Annotated in this window: 15 protein-coding genes; 8 read left to right on the forward strand and 7 right to left on the reverse strand. The window is 72.4% G+C overall.

What is annotated here, in order from left to right; all coding sequences use genetic code 11:
- Nucleotides 1-159 precede the first annotated feature (159 nt).
- Both ABZ471_RS08675 and ABZ471_RS08680 read left to right on the forward strand, forming a co-directional pair.
- Nucleotides 160-1,050 carry a hypothetical protein gene (locus tag ABZ471_RS08675; RefSeq protein ID WP_359063925.1) on the forward strand — a complete coding sequence of 297 codons (891 nt, stop codon included), beginning with the start codon at nt 160-162 and terminating at the stop codon, nt 1,048-1,050.
- Nucleotides 1,043-1,687 carry a PhzF family phenazine biosynthesis protein gene (locus ABZ471_RS08680; protein ID WP_359063927.1) on the forward strand — a complete coding sequence of 215 codons (645 nt, stop codon included), beginning with the start codon at nt 1,043-1,045 and terminating at the stop codon, nt 1,685-1,687. The genes ABZ471_RS08675 and ABZ471_RS08680 overlap by 8 nt, the downstream gene beginning before the upstream one ends.
- Nucleotides 1,688-1,694: 7 nt before the next feature.
- Here the strand turns inward: ABZ471_RS08680 and ABZ471_RS08685 are convergent, their stop codons facing one another.
- Nucleotides 1,695-2,342, reverse strand: coding sequence for a biliverdin-producing heme oxygenase (locus ABZ471_RS08685; protein WP_359063929.1), 648 nt, complete (start codon nt 2,340-2,342; stop codon nt 1,695-1,697).
- A 147-nt stretch (nt 2,343-2,489) separates the two neighbouring features.
- On the reverse strand, nt 2,490-3,347 hold the full coding sequence (gene map / locus ABZ471_RS08690; protein WP_359063931.1) for a type I methionyl aminopeptidase: 858 nt from the start codon (nt 3,345-3,347) through the stop codon (nt 2,490-2,492).
- A gap of 58 nt (nt 3,348-3,405) precedes the next feature.
- Between map and ABZ471_RS08695 the strand changes: the two genes are divergently transcribed.
- Nucleotides 3,406-3,645, forward strand: a complete 240-nt coding sequence (locus ABZ471_RS08695) for a hypothetical protein (protein ID WP_359063933.1) — start codon at nt 3,406-3,408, stop codon at nt 3,643-3,645.
- Here ABZ471_RS08695 and ABZ471_RS08700 read toward each other — a convergent pair whose 3' ends face one another.
- Nucleotides 3,646-4,923: an MFS transporter gene (locus tag ABZ471_RS08700; RefSeq protein ID WP_359063935.1), complete on the reverse strand. Its 1,278-nt coding sequence runs from the start codon at nt 4,921-4,923 to the stop codon at nt 3,646-3,648.
- A gap of 205 nt (nt 4,924-5,128) precedes the next feature.
- Complete coding sequence (locus ABZ471_RS08705) at nt 5,129-5,725, reverse strand: hypothetical protein (RefSeq protein ID WP_359063937.1); 597 nt, start codon at nt 5,723-5,725, stop codon at nt 5,129-5,131.
- A gap of 123 nt (nt 5,726-5,848) precedes the next feature.
- Here ABZ471_RS08705 and ABZ471_RS08710 point away from each other — a divergent pair, with 123 nt between their 5' ends.
- The 3 genes from ABZ471_RS08710 to ABZ471_RS08720 all read left to right on the forward strand — a co-directional run bounded on the left by ABZ471_RS08710 (nt 5,849) and on the right by ABZ471_RS08720 (nt 7,942).
- Complete coding sequence (locus ABZ471_RS08710) at nt 5,849-6,922, forward strand: sialidase family protein (RefSeq protein WP_359063939.1); 1,074 nt, start codon at nt 5,849-5,851, stop codon at nt 6,920-6,922.
- A 37-nt stretch (nt 6,923-6,959) separates the two neighbouring features.
- Nucleotides 6,960-7,673 (forward strand): NADPH-dependent F420 reductase, encoded by a 714-nt coding sequence (npdG, locus tag ABZ471_RS08715; protein WP_359063941.1) that lies wholly within the window; start codon nt 6,960-6,962, stop codon nt 7,671-7,673.
- Between the two features lie 83 nt (nt 7,674-7,756).
- On the forward strand, nt 7,757-7,942 hold the full coding sequence (locus ABZ471_RS08720) for a hypothetical protein (protein WP_359063943.1): 186 nt from the start codon (nt 7,757-7,759) through the stop codon (nt 7,940-7,942).
- Here the strand turns inward: ABZ471_RS08720 and ABZ471_RS08725 are convergent.
- Nucleotides 7,932-8,732 carry a site-2 protease family protein gene (locus ABZ471_RS08725; RefSeq protein WP_359063945.1) on the reverse strand — a complete coding sequence of 267 codons (801 nt, stop codon included), beginning with the start codon at nt 8,730-8,732 and terminating at the stop codon, nt 7,932-7,934. The two genes, ABZ471_RS08720 and ABZ471_RS08725, sit on opposite strands and share 11 nt — an antisense overlap.
- Before the next feature lie 106 nt (nt 8,733-8,838).
- Between ABZ471_RS08725 and ABZ471_RS08730 the strand changes: the two genes are divergently transcribed.
- Nucleotides 8,839-9,285 (forward strand): DUF6578 domain-containing protein, encoded by a 447-nt coding sequence (locus tag ABZ471_RS08730; RefSeq protein ID WP_359063947.1) that lies wholly within the window; start codon nt 8,839-8,841, stop codon nt 9,283-9,285.
- Between the two features lie 58 nt (nt 9,286-9,343).
- On the forward strand, nt 9,344-12,604 hold the full coding sequence (locus ABZ471_RS08735) for a BTAD domain-containing putative transcriptional regulator (RefSeq protein WP_359063949.1): 3,261 nt from the start codon (nt 9,344-9,346) through the stop codon (nt 12,602-12,604).
- A gap of 10 nt (nt 12,605-12,614) precedes the next feature.
- Here ABZ471_RS08735 and ABZ471_RS08740 read toward each other — a convergent pair whose 3' ends face one another.
- Both ABZ471_RS08740 and ABZ471_RS08745 read right to left on the reverse strand, forming a co-directional pair.
- Nucleotides 12,615-13,424, reverse strand: coding sequence for an ABC transporter permease (locus ABZ471_RS08740; protein WP_359063951.1), 810 nt, complete (start codon nt 13,422-13,424; stop codon nt 12,615-12,617).
- Nucleotides 13,421-14,446, reverse strand: a complete 1,026-nt coding sequence (locus ABZ471_RS08745; protein ID WP_359063954.1) for an ATP-binding cassette domain-containing protein — start codon at nt 14,444-14,446, stop codon at nt 13,421-13,423. The genes ABZ471_RS08740 and ABZ471_RS08745 overlap by 4 nt, the downstream gene beginning before the upstream one ends.
- Nucleotides 14,447-14,465: the final 19 nt, after the last annotated feature.

Below are 14,465 nucleotides of genomic sequence, written 5' to 3' on the forward strand. Positions count from 1 at the left end.
GACACGGCTTGATCTCGACGGCTCAAAACAGGCGTCAAGGGAAGGTAAAGGAGAGGTCAAGACAGAAGCCTCGACCGACGGGCCCTCGGCCGCGACATGACCGGCGCACGGGGGTAATCCGCTGTCGGACACCCTGTTCCCTCCCTGAGACTGGCCTGCATGGACAGATCGCACAGGGAACTGCTGGGGCCGGGCGGCCTGGTGCTGGACGTGCGGGGCCGGCCCGGTCCGCCGCCGTTGCGCTTCGAGTGCGCGCCCGGCGGTCGGCTGCTACTGCGGCAGGGGGAACTACCGGTGCTGCTGGGCCGCGAGGAACAGGGTGGCTGCTCGCGGGAGGGGCTCTTCGTGCACCGGCTGGCGGGCTACCGCTCGCCGCTGCCGCCGCCCCGCTCGGCGCGGCAGCGTCGGCCGGGCAACTGGGTGCACCAGTACGCGCGTTGGCTGGAGGAGGCGCCGCAGGACGGGCCGCTGCATGAGGGCCGTTGGCTCCTCGGGGAGCGCCACCGGTTTCCGACGTACGTCTGGTGGGGTGACTTCCTGCGGGACTGGCCCGGCGGCCACCTTGACTGGTGTGCGGGCGGCTGGGAGGGCGTCGTGCCGCTGCGGCCGCTGTCGCCGGAGGACGATCCGCGGGTGAGGGTGTACCGGAAGCACGCGCGCGAGGGCACGCTCGCGCCGGTTCTCCTGTGGTGGGTCACGCTCCTCGACGGCTGGGTGGTCCTCGACGGCCACGACCGTGCCGTCGCGTCCCTCGCGGAAGGCCGGACCCCGCCCTGTGTCGTGCTGACGCGGGTGCCGGACGAGGAGGACTGGCGACGGACCGCCGACGAGGTGACCCAGGGACACGAACGGAGGACGGAGCGGCTGGCCGCCCGCCCCGCCGACCCCGGTGCCGAGCGGCAGCGGGACACGCTGGTACGGGCGTACGGCGACGTCATGTCCTCGCTGCCGTACGAGCCGGCCCCCACCCGCTCCTGGCCCCTCCCGGGCGGCGCCCCCGCCTGGGACGCGCTCGCCCGTGACGCGATGCTTCAATTCCCAAGTGACTGATTACGACGTACTCCGCGTCTTCTGCGGGCCGAACGGCGGCTACGGCAACGAACTCGGTGTCGTCCGCGAGGGCTCGGTGATGCCCGAGCGGAGCGACCGGCAGGAGCTGGCCGCCAAGCTCGGCTTCAGCGAGACCGTGTTCGTGGACGACCCCGAGCGCGGGGTGATCGACATCTACACTCCCACCCTGCGCCTGCCCTTCGCCGGTCACCCCTGCGTCGGCACGGCCTGGCTGCTGGACGTGCCCGAACTGGTCACACCCGCCGGGGTGGTCGGGGCCCGTCTGGACGGCGAGTTCAGCTGGATCGAGGCCCGCGCGGAGTGGGCCCCGCCGCGCACCCTGCGCCAGTACGCCACCGCCGCCGAGGTCGACGCCCTCGACGTGCCGCCGCCGGGTGAGTGGATCTATGCCTGGGCCTGGGAGGACGAGGCGGCCGGCCGGATCCGCGCCCGCGCCTTCCCGGGCCGGGGTGACGGCATCGACGAGGACGAGGCGACGGGCGCGGCGGCGCTGCTCCTCACCGACCGGCTGGGGCGGGCACTGAACATCACGCAGGGCAGCGGGTCACAGATCCTCACGGCACCGCAGCCGCACGGTTGGGTGGAGATCGGCGGCCGGGTCTTCCTGGAGCGCTGACCCCGGGTCAGGCGGACAGCGGGAACTCCTCGCCCAGGGCACGGAAGACCCCGGTGTTCAGGGCGAACGCCTGCTTGCACTCCGTCACGATCCGCTGCTTCTCCAGGTCGTCCGCGGCGACCCCGTCCAGCAGTTCCCGGTAACCCCGCTTGAACGCGGCGGGGTTGGGGATCGCCTCGAAGACGTAGAAGCGGACTCCGTCCCCCTTCCTGGCGAAGCCCCATGTCCTCTCCGCCTTGTCGCGGATGATCTGCCCGCCGGAGAGGTCGCCGAGATAGCGGGTGTAGTGATGGGCGACGTACCCGCCCGGCCAGCGCCCGGCGCACTCCCGGATCCGCTCCGCGTAGGCCCGCGTCGCCGGGAGCGCGCTCCTTCCGGCCCGCCATCCGGGACCCCGCAGATGGGCCAGGTCCCGCTCCAGCGCGGCCAGCCGGAACAGCTCGGGACGGATGAACGGCCCCGCCACCGGGTCCGCCGCCAGTCGTTCGGCCGTGCTCTCCAACGCCTCGTAGACGAACCACAGTTGCTCGGTGTACCGGGCGTACGCGGCCACGCCCAGCCGACCGCCGAGGAGGTCGCTCATGAACGTCGAGGTCTCCGCCTCCACGTGCTGCTCGTGGGACGCCGTGCGGATGAGGGTCGAGAAGGAGTCCATGGGCGCATCCTCTAAGGTAAGCCTTACCTAAGTCAATGCTCTTGCCGACGGCCTGTCGGTAATGTTGCCGACAAGGTGTCGGTAAAAGCGTACAAGAGAAAGCCCGCCCCCGTCAGGGAGCGGGCTCGGACGCGGGCTCGGCGCCGGTCAGGGCAGCGTCAGGATCTCCGCGCCCGTGTCCGTCACCACCAGTGTGTGCTCGAACTGGGCCGTCCGCCTGCGGTCCTTCGTCACGACCGTCCAGCCGTCGTCCCACATGTCGTACTCGTGCGTGCCCAGCGTCAGCATCGGCTCGATGGTGAACGTCATGCCGGGCTGCATGACGGTCGTCGCGTGCGGGCTGTCGTAGTGCGGGATGATCAGGCCCGAGTGGAACGACGAACTGATGCCGTGCCCGGTGAAGTCCCGTACCACCCCGTAGCCGAAGCGCTTGGCGTACGACTCGATGACCCGGCCGATGATGTTGATCTGCCGGCCCGGCTTGACCGCCTTGATCGCCCGGTTGAGGGACTCCCGGGTCCGCTCCACCAGCAGCCGCGACTCCTCGTCCACGTCACCCACGAGATAAGTGGCGTTGTTGTCGCCGTGCACCCCGCCGATGTACGCCGTCACGTCCAGGTTGACGATGTCGCCGTCCCTGAGGACCGTCGAGTCCGGGATGCCGTGGCAGATGACCTCGTTGACCGAGGTGCACAGGGACTTGGGGAACCCGCGGTAGCCGAGCGTGGAGGGGTAGGCACCGTGGTCGCACATGTAGTCGTGCGCGACCTTGTCCAGCTGGTCGGTGGTCACGCCCGGCACGATGATCTTCGCGGCCTCCTCCATCGCCTGCGCGGCGATGCGGCCGGCGCGGCGCATCGCCTCGACCGTCTCCGGGGTCTGCACCTCCGGTCCGGTGTACGGCGTCGGCGCGGGTTTGCCGACGTACTCGGGGCGGCGGATGTTTCCGGGTACCGAACGGGTGGGAGACAGCTCCCCTGGTACGAGCAGCGACTGGCCAGACATGCCAGCGAGTCTAACCAGCGGTCATGGGGGAACATGTCGGTGGCGAGAGGAGCTGTCCATGCCCCTGTTCAAGAAGCGCACCGTCGGCAAGCCGGGCGAGTGGTACTACTGCCTGGAGCATCGGAAGGTCGAAGAGGGCCCGGAGTGCCCCGGCAAGGACCGCTTCGGGCCGTACGCCAGCCCGGAGGAGGCCCGGCGCGCGATGGAGACGGCGGCCGAACGCAACCTCGAGTGGGAGACCGACCCGCGCTGGCACGACGCCTCCGCGGGCGGTGACAAGGGCGCCGACGAGGACTGATCACACCTGCGTGGGCGCGGTGGCGGCGCGCTGCTCGCGCAGCCGCACCGCGTGCACGTTGGTCCGGGCGTCGTAGCGCATCAGCCCCGGCAGGCCCAGGGCCAGCAGCCCCATGGCGCCCGCGCACAGCACCCCGCCCGACCACACGGACGTCCGTACGCCCGCCCACGCGGCGACCCCGCCCGCGCGGACCTGGCCCAGCTGCGGACCCACCGAGTACGACAGCAGTTCGATCCCGGCGAGGCGGCCGCGCAGCTCGTCGGGGATCGTCTGGTTCCACATCGCGGCCCGGAAGACCCCGCTGACCATGTCGCAGCCGCCGGCGACGGTCAGGAGCAGCAGCACCAGCCACACGTTGCCGACGATCCCGGCGGCCGCGACCGTCAGACCCCACAGCGCGGCCGACAGCACCACCATCCGGCCGTGCCGGTGGACCCGCGAGGTCCAGCCGCTGGTGACGCCGACCAGCAGCGCGCCCAGTGGGAACGTCGCGTACATCAGGCCGAGCGACCACTCGGCGTGCAGCTCGTCGGCGAGGAAGGGCAGGACGGCCATGGGCATGGCCAGAAACATCGCGGCGAGGTCGACGGCGTAGGTGCCGAGGAGTTCCTTGCGGCTCCAGGCGTAGCGGGCGCCCTCGGCGATGGCCCGCAGGTCCGGCTTCGCGGATTCGTGGGAGGCGGGGGAGGGGGCGATGCGGACGATGAACGCCAGCGACACGACGAAGGTCAGCAGGTCGGCGGCGTAGGCCCAGCCGAGGCCCGCGTACGCGACGACCACACCGGCGAGGGCGGGGCCTGCCACTCCGCCCACGGTCCAGCGCAGGCCGTTCAGGGAGGACGCGGCCGGGAGGTCGTCGTGGGCGACGATCCGGGGCAGCAGGGAGTCCAGCGCGGGGCGCTGTACCGAGACCAGTGCGGAGGAGAGGGCGGCGACCAGGTACAGCGGCCATACGGCGGGGTGCGGCAGCAGGGCGTTGAGCAGCAGGGCGGCGCTGAGCAGGCCGAGGCCGGCCTCCGTCCACACGATCAGGCGCCGCTTGTCGAGGGCGTCGGCGAGGGCGCCGCCGTACAGGCCGAACACGACCAGCGGGAGCAGTTCCACGGCGCCGATCGCGCCCACGGCCGCCGCCGAACCGGTGAGGTCCTTCAGCTGGACCGGCACGGCGACGAAGGTCAGGAAGCTGCCGAAGTTGCTGATCAGACCGGACGCCCAGAGTTTCCGGAAGTCGGCGGAAGCCTTCCAGGGGGCGAGGTCGGGGAGGAGAGCTGAGGGCACTCCGGCATGCTCCGCTCGGCCGGGGTACAGGGCAACCGCTTTTCGCCGGCACCGTCCGCGGTTCCGCGCCTGACCCCGTTTTCCCACCCACCCACCCGTCTCGTTCGGTCGAGATCGTGCCCGATCGGGCTTCTCGTCCGGGCAGCGGTGGTGGTCGGCTGCCGAAGGCAGTTGTCCGACCGAGTCGGGCGGGCGGGTGGGCAAGTCACCAAGGGGCAGCCGGCGGTGCCGTCAGAATTTCGGCCAGCCTCGACATACGGTCCCGGAATCCCCGTCGAACCCTCGGAGAGCCCGCGTTCTCGCCCGCCGCCGCGCTCACCAGATGCTGCACGCTGTCCAGGTCCAGCTCCGCCCCCTCGGGCACGGCCAGCGTCTCGTGGGCCATCTCCGTCAGCTCGCCCCCGCCCGCTCCCAGAGCCAGCACCGTCACCCCGGCCCGGCGCGCCGCATGCACCCGCTCCAGCAGTTCCGCCGGCTCCTCGGGCGTGACCACGAGCAGGGTCTCGCCCCGCCGCGCCTCCTCGATCCGGCCCGGACCGACGGCCAGGTGTGCGGGGTCGGAGGGATGCGCGTGGTGTCGTACGAGGGTGGGAGCCAGCTCCGGCGTGCCCGACCAGGCCGCCTCGTCCACCAGGTGCGCGGCCAGGTGCCAGGGCTCGTACGCGCGCGTGCCCGCCAGCAGCAGCCCGCCCCCGTGCGCCACCACGGACCCGCGCAGCACCCCCGCGAACCGCCGGGTGGCCCCCAACCACTCGGTCCCGGCGAGCACTTCGCGCAGCAGCGCGACCCGTACGGCGTCCATGCGACCGCATCCTGCCGCAACCGGTCACTCGTGACGCGGAGTTCACCCCGAATTCGCCCAACCTGGGGATGTTCACGGCCCATCCGCGTTCCAGCGTCTGGATTTCCCACGAGGAGTCTGCCGATGACCGACGTGTCCGTCCCCTTCCGAGCCGGTCATGAGGGGTACGCGAGCTTCCGCATTCCCGCCGTCGTGGCGAGCGGCAAGGGCACCGTGCTCGCCTTCTGCGAGGGACGGGCCGACTCCGCCGCCGACCACGGGCGCATCGACATCGTCCTGAAGCGGTCCACGGACGGCGGTCGCACCTGGGGCCCGCTGAAGGTCGCCGCGAGGAACGGGAAGAACCTCGCCGGCAATCCCGCTCCCGTCGTCCTCGACACCGGCCGGATCCTGCTGGTGCACGTCCGTGCCGCGGCCGGCGCCACCGAGGCGGCCATCCTGCGCGGTCAGGTCAAGGACGCCGACGGCCGCCGGGTGTGGGTGCAGCACAGCGACGACGACGGCGCGACCTGGTCCGGGCCGCGGGAGATCACCGCGCAGGTGAAGAAGCCCGGCTGGCGCTGGTACGCCACCACCCCCGGCCACGCCCTGCAGCTCGGCTCCGGACGGGTGCTCGTCCCCGGCAACCACACACTGCCGCCCACCGGCACCGACACCGGCGCCGAGGCCAGGTACAACAGCGGCCACTGCCTGCTCAGCGACGACCGCGGCGAGACCTGGTACCTCGGCTACCTGGACGAGAACACCGACGGCTACGTCAACGTCAACGAGACCACGGCCGCCGAACTCCCCGACGGCCGCGTCTACTTCAACACCCGCAACGACTCGCCCTCACCCGGGAACCGCGCCGACGCCCACTCCAAGGACGGCGGGAAGACGCTCGTCAAGCCCTACCGCCCGCAGGCCGGGCTCACCGCCCCGGTCTGCGAGGCCTCCGTCCTGCAGCTCCGCGATCCCGACCTGCTCCTCTTCTCCGCCCCGGCCGACCCCGCCGCCCGCGCCCTGATGACCCTCCGTGCCTCCGGCGACGGCGGCACCACCTGGCGCACGGCCCTCACCGTCGACGGACTGCCCGCCGCCTACTCCGACCTCGTCCGCATCGACCACGGCACGGTCGGACTCCTGTACGAGACGGGGGACTTCAGCGCCTACGAGACCATCACCTTCCGTCGGTTGCCGGTGACGCGGCTCACCTGAGCCGGTGCCGTCCCGTGCACGGACGTAGAGTCGGCCCATGACCTCTACCGACAGCGCACAGACCCCCGCGAAGGCCCCCGCCAAGGACCCCTGGGACCTGCCCGACGTCTCCGGGCTGGTCGTCGGCGTGCTCGGCGGCACCGGCCCGCAGGGCAAGGGCCTCGCCTACCGGCTCGCCCGGTCCGGCCAGAAGGTGATCATCGGCTCGCGGGCCACCGAGCGCGCCCAGGCCGCCGCCGAGGAGCTGGGGTACGGCATCGAGGGCGCCGACAACGCCGAGACCGCGCGCCGCAGTGACATCGTGATCGTCGCCGTGCCGTGGGAGGGCCACGGCAAGACGCTGGAGTCCCTGCGCGCGGAGCTGGCCGGCAAGCTCGTCGTCGACTGCGTGAACCCGCTGGGCTTCGACAAGCAGGGCGCCTACGCGCTGAAGCCCGAGGAGGGCAGCGCCGCCGAGCAGGCCGCCGTCCTGCTGCCGGACGCCCGGGTCACCGCCGCTTTCCACCACCTGTCGGCCGTGCTGCTCCAGGACCCGGAGATCGAGGAGATCGACACCGACGTGATGGTGCTCGGCGAGGCGCGCGCCGACGTGGAGACCGTCCAGGCGCTGGCCGGGCGCATCCCCGGCATGCGCGGCGTCTTCGCGGGCCGGCTGCGCAACGCCCACCAGGTGGAGTCCCTGGTCGCGAACCTGATCTCCGTCAACCGCCGCTACAAGGCACACGCCGGGCTCCGCGTCACCGACGTGTGAACCGACGTGCGGCCCGTGCGGGCCGTGCGGACCGATGGGGGACACTGTCGTCGTAGCAGTGTCCCCCGCAAGGAGCCGACCCCATGCCCCGCATCGCCCTGTACACCCTCGTCGTCTGCGTCCTCGCCGTCGCCGCCGCGGTCGTCTCGTTCGTCCAGGGCAGCTGGCTGGGGATCGTCTGGGTGCTGCTGGCGGGCCTGTCGTCCAACATGACCTGGTACTACCTGAAGCGCGCCAAGGCGGCCGGGCCCGGGTCCGTCACCGGATGACGGAGCAGTGCTCGTCGGAGCCCTGCCAGAAGCGGTAGAGCTCCTGCCCGCAGTACTGGTCGTCGACGCCGATCCCCAGCCCCCGCAGAATCGCGTCGATCGCGTCGAAGAACACGCTGTTCACCGAGGGCACCCACAGCAGCGCGAACACGAACAGCAGCCCGAATGGGGCGAACGGCTCCACCTGCCGCTTCACGTTGTACGACAGCCACGGCTCGATCACCCCGTACCCGTCGAGGCCCGGCACCGGCAGGAAGTTCAGGATCGCCGCCGTCACCTGGAGCAGGGCGAGGAACGCCAGCGCGTACCGGAAGTCGCGGGGCACGCCGTCCAGGGCGTGCAGCCAGAAGGGCGCCGTGCACACCGCCGCGAACAGGACGTTCGTCAGCGGGCCCGCCGCCGAGATCAGGCTGTGCCGCCAGCGGCCCCGGATCCGGCCCCGCTCGATGAAGACCGCGCCGCCCGGCAGACCGATCCCGCCCATGATCACGAACACCACCGGGAGCACGATGCTCAGCAGCGCGTGCGTGTACTTCAGCGGGTTCAGCGTGAGATAGCCCTTCGCGCCGACCGAGATGTCCCCGCTGTGCAGGGCGGTGCGCGCGTGCGCGTACTCGTGCAGGCACAGGGAGACGATCCAGGCCGCCGTCACGAACAGGAACACGGCGATGCCCGGCTGCTCGGCGAACCCCGTCCAGGTGGCCCAGCCGGTCACCGCCGTGACGGCCAGGATCCCGAGGAACACGGGACTGATCCGGCGGTCCGCGCGGCTGGTGGTGGCGGTGGTCATGGGCGGCTCCTGGAAGGCGGCACGGTCGCGGACGCCGACCGTACCCGGCCGGGGCTCACGGGGAAAACGTCTCGCGATGGCCGTCCGGTTCCTGGAAGGTGGGGGAATGGCACACGTGAGGGTGTTCTACGAGGACTGGCAGATGGAGTGCTGCGGCAGGCCCTTCTCCGTCGGCGACGAGGTCGGCCTGCGGCTGGTCGCCGTCGACGAGGGGGCCCGGGACGGCCGCTGGTACGGCGCCGAGGCGTGGGTGGAGAACCACGGCGACCCGAGACACAAGACCGTCGGCCGTGTCCGTGCCATCGACCTCGTGCACGAGGAGTACACGGCCGCACACGTCACCGAGCCCGTCGAGCCGGTGCCCGGGAAGGTGACCTTCGTCTCGGACGGGCGCGGCCTCGAACCGGTCCCCGGGACACGGACCCTGGAGCCCGTCGACCGCTGCCCGAGGTGGTTCGGGGAGAAGCCCGTACCCCAGCAGGGGCCGCCCCGCGTCCGCCGTACCCGCGGCGCCCTCGTCACCCTGGAGGTCCCGGACGCCGGACGGCCCTGAAGGCGCCTGACGGCGCGCCGCCCGAACCCGGTGACCGGCGCCGACCGCTCCGGAGACAATGGACCCCGTGCGATATCGCCTCCTCGGACCCACCCAGGCACTCCGCACCGACGGCACGCCCGTTCCGGTCGGCGGAGCGCGGCTGCGTGCCCTGCTGAGCGTCCTCGCGCTGCGGGCCGGCCGGACCGTTCCGGCGGGCCTGCTGGTGGACGAGGTGTGGGGCACCGACCCGCCCTCCGACGCGGCCGGGGCCCTGCAGGCGCTGGTCGGCAGGCTCCGCAGGGCACTCGGCGCGGACGCCGTCGCCTCCGCCGAGGGCGGCTACCGGCTCGCCGCCGCCCCCGACGACATCGACCTCACCCGCTTCGACCGGCTGACCGGCGAGGGCCTCGCCGCCCTGGCCGACGGCGACCCGGCCAAGGCCGCCGTCGTCCTGGACGACGCGCTCGCCCTGTGGCGCGGCCCCGCGCTCGCCGACCTGCCCGACCGCACCGCCGAGGCGGCCCGCTGGGAGACCCGCCGGCTGGACGCGCTGCGCGCCCGGCACACCGCCGCCCTCGCCCTCGGCCACGCCGAGCAGTCCCTGCCCGAGCTGGCAGCGCTGTGCGACAGCCACCCCCTGGACGAGCCGCTCCAGGCGCTGCGCCTGCGGGCCCTGCGCGACGCGGGCCGCCCGGCCGAGGCGCTGGCCGCCTACGAGGACGTACGACAGCTCCTCGCCGACCGGCTCGGCTCCGACCCGGGCCCCGAACTGCGCGCCCTGCACGCCGAGCTGCTCACCGAGGCCCCGCCGGAGCAGCGGCCCGCGCCGCCCGCCGCCCTCGGCAACCTGCCCGCCCGCCTCACCTCCTTCGTCGGCCGCGAGTCCGACATCGCGGCCATCGGTGCCGACCTCACGGCGGCCCGGCTGGTCACGCTGCTCGGGCCCGGCGGAGCCGGCAAGACCCGGCTCTCGCAGGAGGCCGCCGAGGCGGTACGGCACACCGCCCGGGACGGGGTGTGGCTGGCCGAACTGGCCCCCGTGGACGACCCGGACGCCGTGGCGCAGGCCGTGCTGACCGCGATCGGCGCCCGCGAGACGGTCATGCACGGCGCCGGCGCCGAGACCATGCGCGCGGTCACCGACGGGCACGACCCCGTCGACCGGCTCGTGGAGCACTGTGCCCGGCGCCGGATGCTGCTGATCCTCGACAACTGCGAGCACGTCATCGAGGCGGCCGCCCAGCTGGCCGAGCGGCTGCTGGCCCGCTGCCCGGAACTGACCGTGCTAGCCACCAGCCGCGAACCGCTCGGCGTACCGGGGGAGCTGGTGCGGCCCGTGGAGCCGCTGCCCGAGCCGGTCGCGCTGCGGCTGCTCGCCGACCGGGGCGCGGCCGCCCGGCCCGGATTCCGCGTCGGCGACGACCCCGAGGCGTCTGCCGAGATCTGCCGCCGGCTCGACGGACTGCCCCTGGCGATCGAGCTGGCCGCCGCCCGCCTGCGCATGCTGACGTCCCGGCAGATAGCCGACCGGCTCGACGACCGCTTCCGGCTGCTCACCAGCGGCAGCCGCACGGTGCTGCCGCGCCAGCAGACCCTGCGCGCCGTCGTGGACTGGTCCTGGGACCTGCTCGACACGGACGAGCGGGACGTCCTCTCCCGCCTGTCGGTCTTCGCCGGCGGCTGCGACCTGGCCGCCGCCGAGGCCGTGTGCGGCCCGGCCGCCCTGGACGCGCTCGGCTCCCTGGTCGACAAGTCCCTGGTGGTGGCCTCCCCGGTGGCGGACGACGGGATGCGTTACCGGCTGCTGGAGACCGTCGCCGAATACGCGGCCGAACGGCTGGCGGAGAGCGGGCGCCGCTCCGAGGCCGAGCGCGCCCACCTGACGTACTACCGCGAACTCGCCCGCACCGCCGACCCGTTGCTGCGCGGCCCCGAACAGCGCGCCGCCATCGACCGGCTCCAGCGGGAGTACGAGAATCTGCGCACCGCCCTGCGGCACGCCGTCGCCGCCGGCGACGAGCAGGAGGGGCTCGCCCTGGTGCTGTCCCTGATCTGGTACTGGCAGATGCGCGACCTGCGCCTCGATGCCCGCACCTGGTGCGAGGAGGTCATGGCCCTCGGCCCCGACCCCTTCGTCGAACCGGTCCGCCCCGCCCGCCCGGTCTGGCAGCGCTGCACCGACACCCCGCCCCCGTACACCGGCGAACTCCTCGCCGAGGCCCGGCGCGGCATCCACCTCGCCCATCTCGCCTGCATGGACACCGACCTGGAGATGTGGCAGACCCCCGAGGCGCAGGCCAAGCTGCGCGTCATCACCCGCGTCTACGAGCCGGGCCTGCCGCAGACCTGCCGGGTCCCCGGCATGATGTGGTTCTACGCCGAGATGCTGACCAGGGGCGTGGAGCGGCTGCGCACCATCATCGACGAGGCCATACGGACCTGCCGGGACACCCCCGGTTTCGAGTGGGAGCTGGCCGGCGCCCTGCAGATGCGCGCCAACCTCCTCGCCAACCGCACCGCCTGGGCGGGCGACGCCACCCGCGACGCCGAGGAGTCCCTGGAGATATTCCGCCGCCTCGGCGACGACTGGGGCACCGCGGAGGCGCTGTCCGCGCGCGGCGAGGCGCACGAGCGCAAGGGCGCCTACCGGGCGGCCGCCGCCGACTACAGGGCGGCCAAGGAGCACGCCGAACGCCTCGGCGCCCGCGCCCAGATGGCCGTACTCGGTGCCCGGCTCGGCAGCGTGCTCATGGAGGCGGGCGACCTCGAGACCGGCGAGCGCCTGCTGCGGGGCGTCATCGCCAGCCAGGACGGCTCCCTCAACGAGGGCATGCCCGCCGCCCGGCTCTTCCTCGCCGCCTGGCTCGGTCTCACCGATCGCACCGCCGAGGCCCGCCACCAGCTCCGGCTGCTGCGCGAGGAGTTCAAGATCGCGCACTTCGTCGTCTTCGACGTCATGATCCTCGGCCAGGAAGCCTGGCTGGACGCCCTGGACCGCCGCTCGCAGGAGGCCCTGGACCGTGTCCGCAGAGCACTCCGGCTCGCCGAGGACCCGCTGGCCCAGACCATCACCCCGCATCTGACCTCCATCTGCCTCACCGTCGCGGCGATGGCCCTGGCCGGCCTCGACGGCGGCACCCGCGCCGCGGACGCCGCCCGCTGCCTCGGCGCCGCCGAGGCCCTGCTGCCCGCCGGGCACGTCTCCTCCGGCGTGGAGCGCCGGGTCCTCGCACTCACCGAGGCCCGGATCCGGGAGATGCTCGACGGACCCGCGTACGAGGCCGCGTACGCCGAGGGCGGTGGCCTCTCCCACGCGGAGGCCACCGCCCTCGTCTGAGCTGTGAACGTCAGCTCTTCGTCCGGAACTTGTGGATCGCGACCGGTGCCATCACCGCGGTGATCGCCACCGACCAGCCGACCGTCACCCACAGGTCGTGCGCGACCGGGCCGCCGACCATCAGGCCGCGTGCCGCGTCGGCGAGCGTGGACAGCGGGTTGTAGTCGGTGAAGTGCTGCAGCCAGCCCGGCATCGACTTGGTCGGGGCGAAGATGGACGAGCCGAACTGGAGCGGGAACAGCACCAGGAAGCCCATCGCCTGCACCGACTGCGCGTTCTTCAGGATGACGCCGAGGGTGAGGAACACCCACATGATCGACGAGGCGAACAGCGCGGACAGACCCACGGTCGCGATCAGCCCAGGCCAGTTGGTGATGTCGAAACCGACCAGGACGGCGACGACCATCAGGATGACCGTCGCGAACAGCATCCTGGCCAGCTCCACCGATATCTTCGCGAACAGCACCGAACCGCGCCCGATCGGCAGGGACCGGAAGCGGTCCATGACACCGCTGTTGAAGTCCTGGCTGAAGCCGGTACCGACGCCCTGCGACATCGTCATGCTCATCATCGCCATCATGCCGGGGATGACGTACTGCACGTACTGGTCCTGACCGCCGCCCAGGGCCTGCCCGATCGAGCCGCCGAAGACGTACACGAACAGCAGGGTGAAGACGACCGGCATCAGCAGGGCGTCGAACATCGACTCGGGATCCTGGCGGATCCACAGCAGGTTGCGCCGGATGAGCGCGCCGGTGTGCCGCAGATGCCCGCGCAGCGGGATACGGACGTCGGTCGAAGGGATGGTGGTGGCGCTCATACGGCGACCTCCTCGCGGGAGTCGGCGGGCGTGACGTCCTGCGGGGCACCGGCGCGATGGCCGGTGAGGGACAGGAACACCTCGTCCAGGCTGGGCAGTTCGGTGGTGATGGAGGAGATCGTGATGCCGCGCGCGGTGACCGCGCCGACCACGGCGGTCAGCTGCTCGTCGCTGAGGATCGGCACCAGCAGTGTCCCGGTCTCGGTGTCCACGGTGGTGGTCGCGAGCCCGGTGATGCCCAACTCGTCCAACATCGAGGCGAGCGGCCGCAGTTGCAGCGGATCCACCGGCCGCACCCGCAGGGTGCGCCCGCCGACCCTGGCCTTCAGCTCCTCGATGCCGCCGCTCGCGATGACCTTGCCGCGGTCCACGACGGTCAGCTCGGAGGCGAGCTGCTCGGCCTCCTCCATGTACTGGGTGGTGAGCAGCACGGTGACCCCCTCCCCGACCATCACCTTGACCTCGTCCCACACCTCGTTGCGGGTCCGCGGGTCGAGGCCGGTGGTCGGCTCGTCGAGGTACAGGACCGCCGGCCGGCCGATCATCGAGGCGGCCAGGTCCAGCCGCCGCCGCATGCCGCCGGAGTAGGTGCTCGCCGGGCGCCGGGCGGCCTCCGTCAGCGAGAACCGCTCCAGCAGTTCGTCGGCTCGGGTGCGGGCGTCCTTGCGGGACAGGTCCAGCAGCCGCCCGATCATGTACAGGTTCTCCCAGCCGGGCAGCTTCTCGTCCACCGAGGCGTACTGCCCGGTCAGCCCGATCACCCGGCGCAGCTGCCGGGGCTGCCGTACGACGTCGTACCCGGCCACGGTGGCCTGTCCGGCGTCCGGTGTGATCAGGGTGGACAGGATCCGTACGAGGGTGGTCTTCCCGGCACCGTTGGGCCCGAGCACCCCCATGACGGTGCCTTCCCGTACATCCAGGTCGACCCCGTCCAGCGCCTTGGTCTCGCCGTAGTGCTTGACCAGCCCCCGTACGGTCACGGCGGGGCGCCCACCGGCGGGGTTGTCGTCGATTCGCGTCATGACCACGACGATGTCAGGG

Source organism: Streptomyces sp. NPDC005728, from assembly GCF_040630895.1.
In the GTDB taxonomy this organism is placed as follows: domain Bacteria; phylum Actinomycetota; class Actinomycetes; order Streptomycetales; family Streptomycetaceae; genus Streptomyces.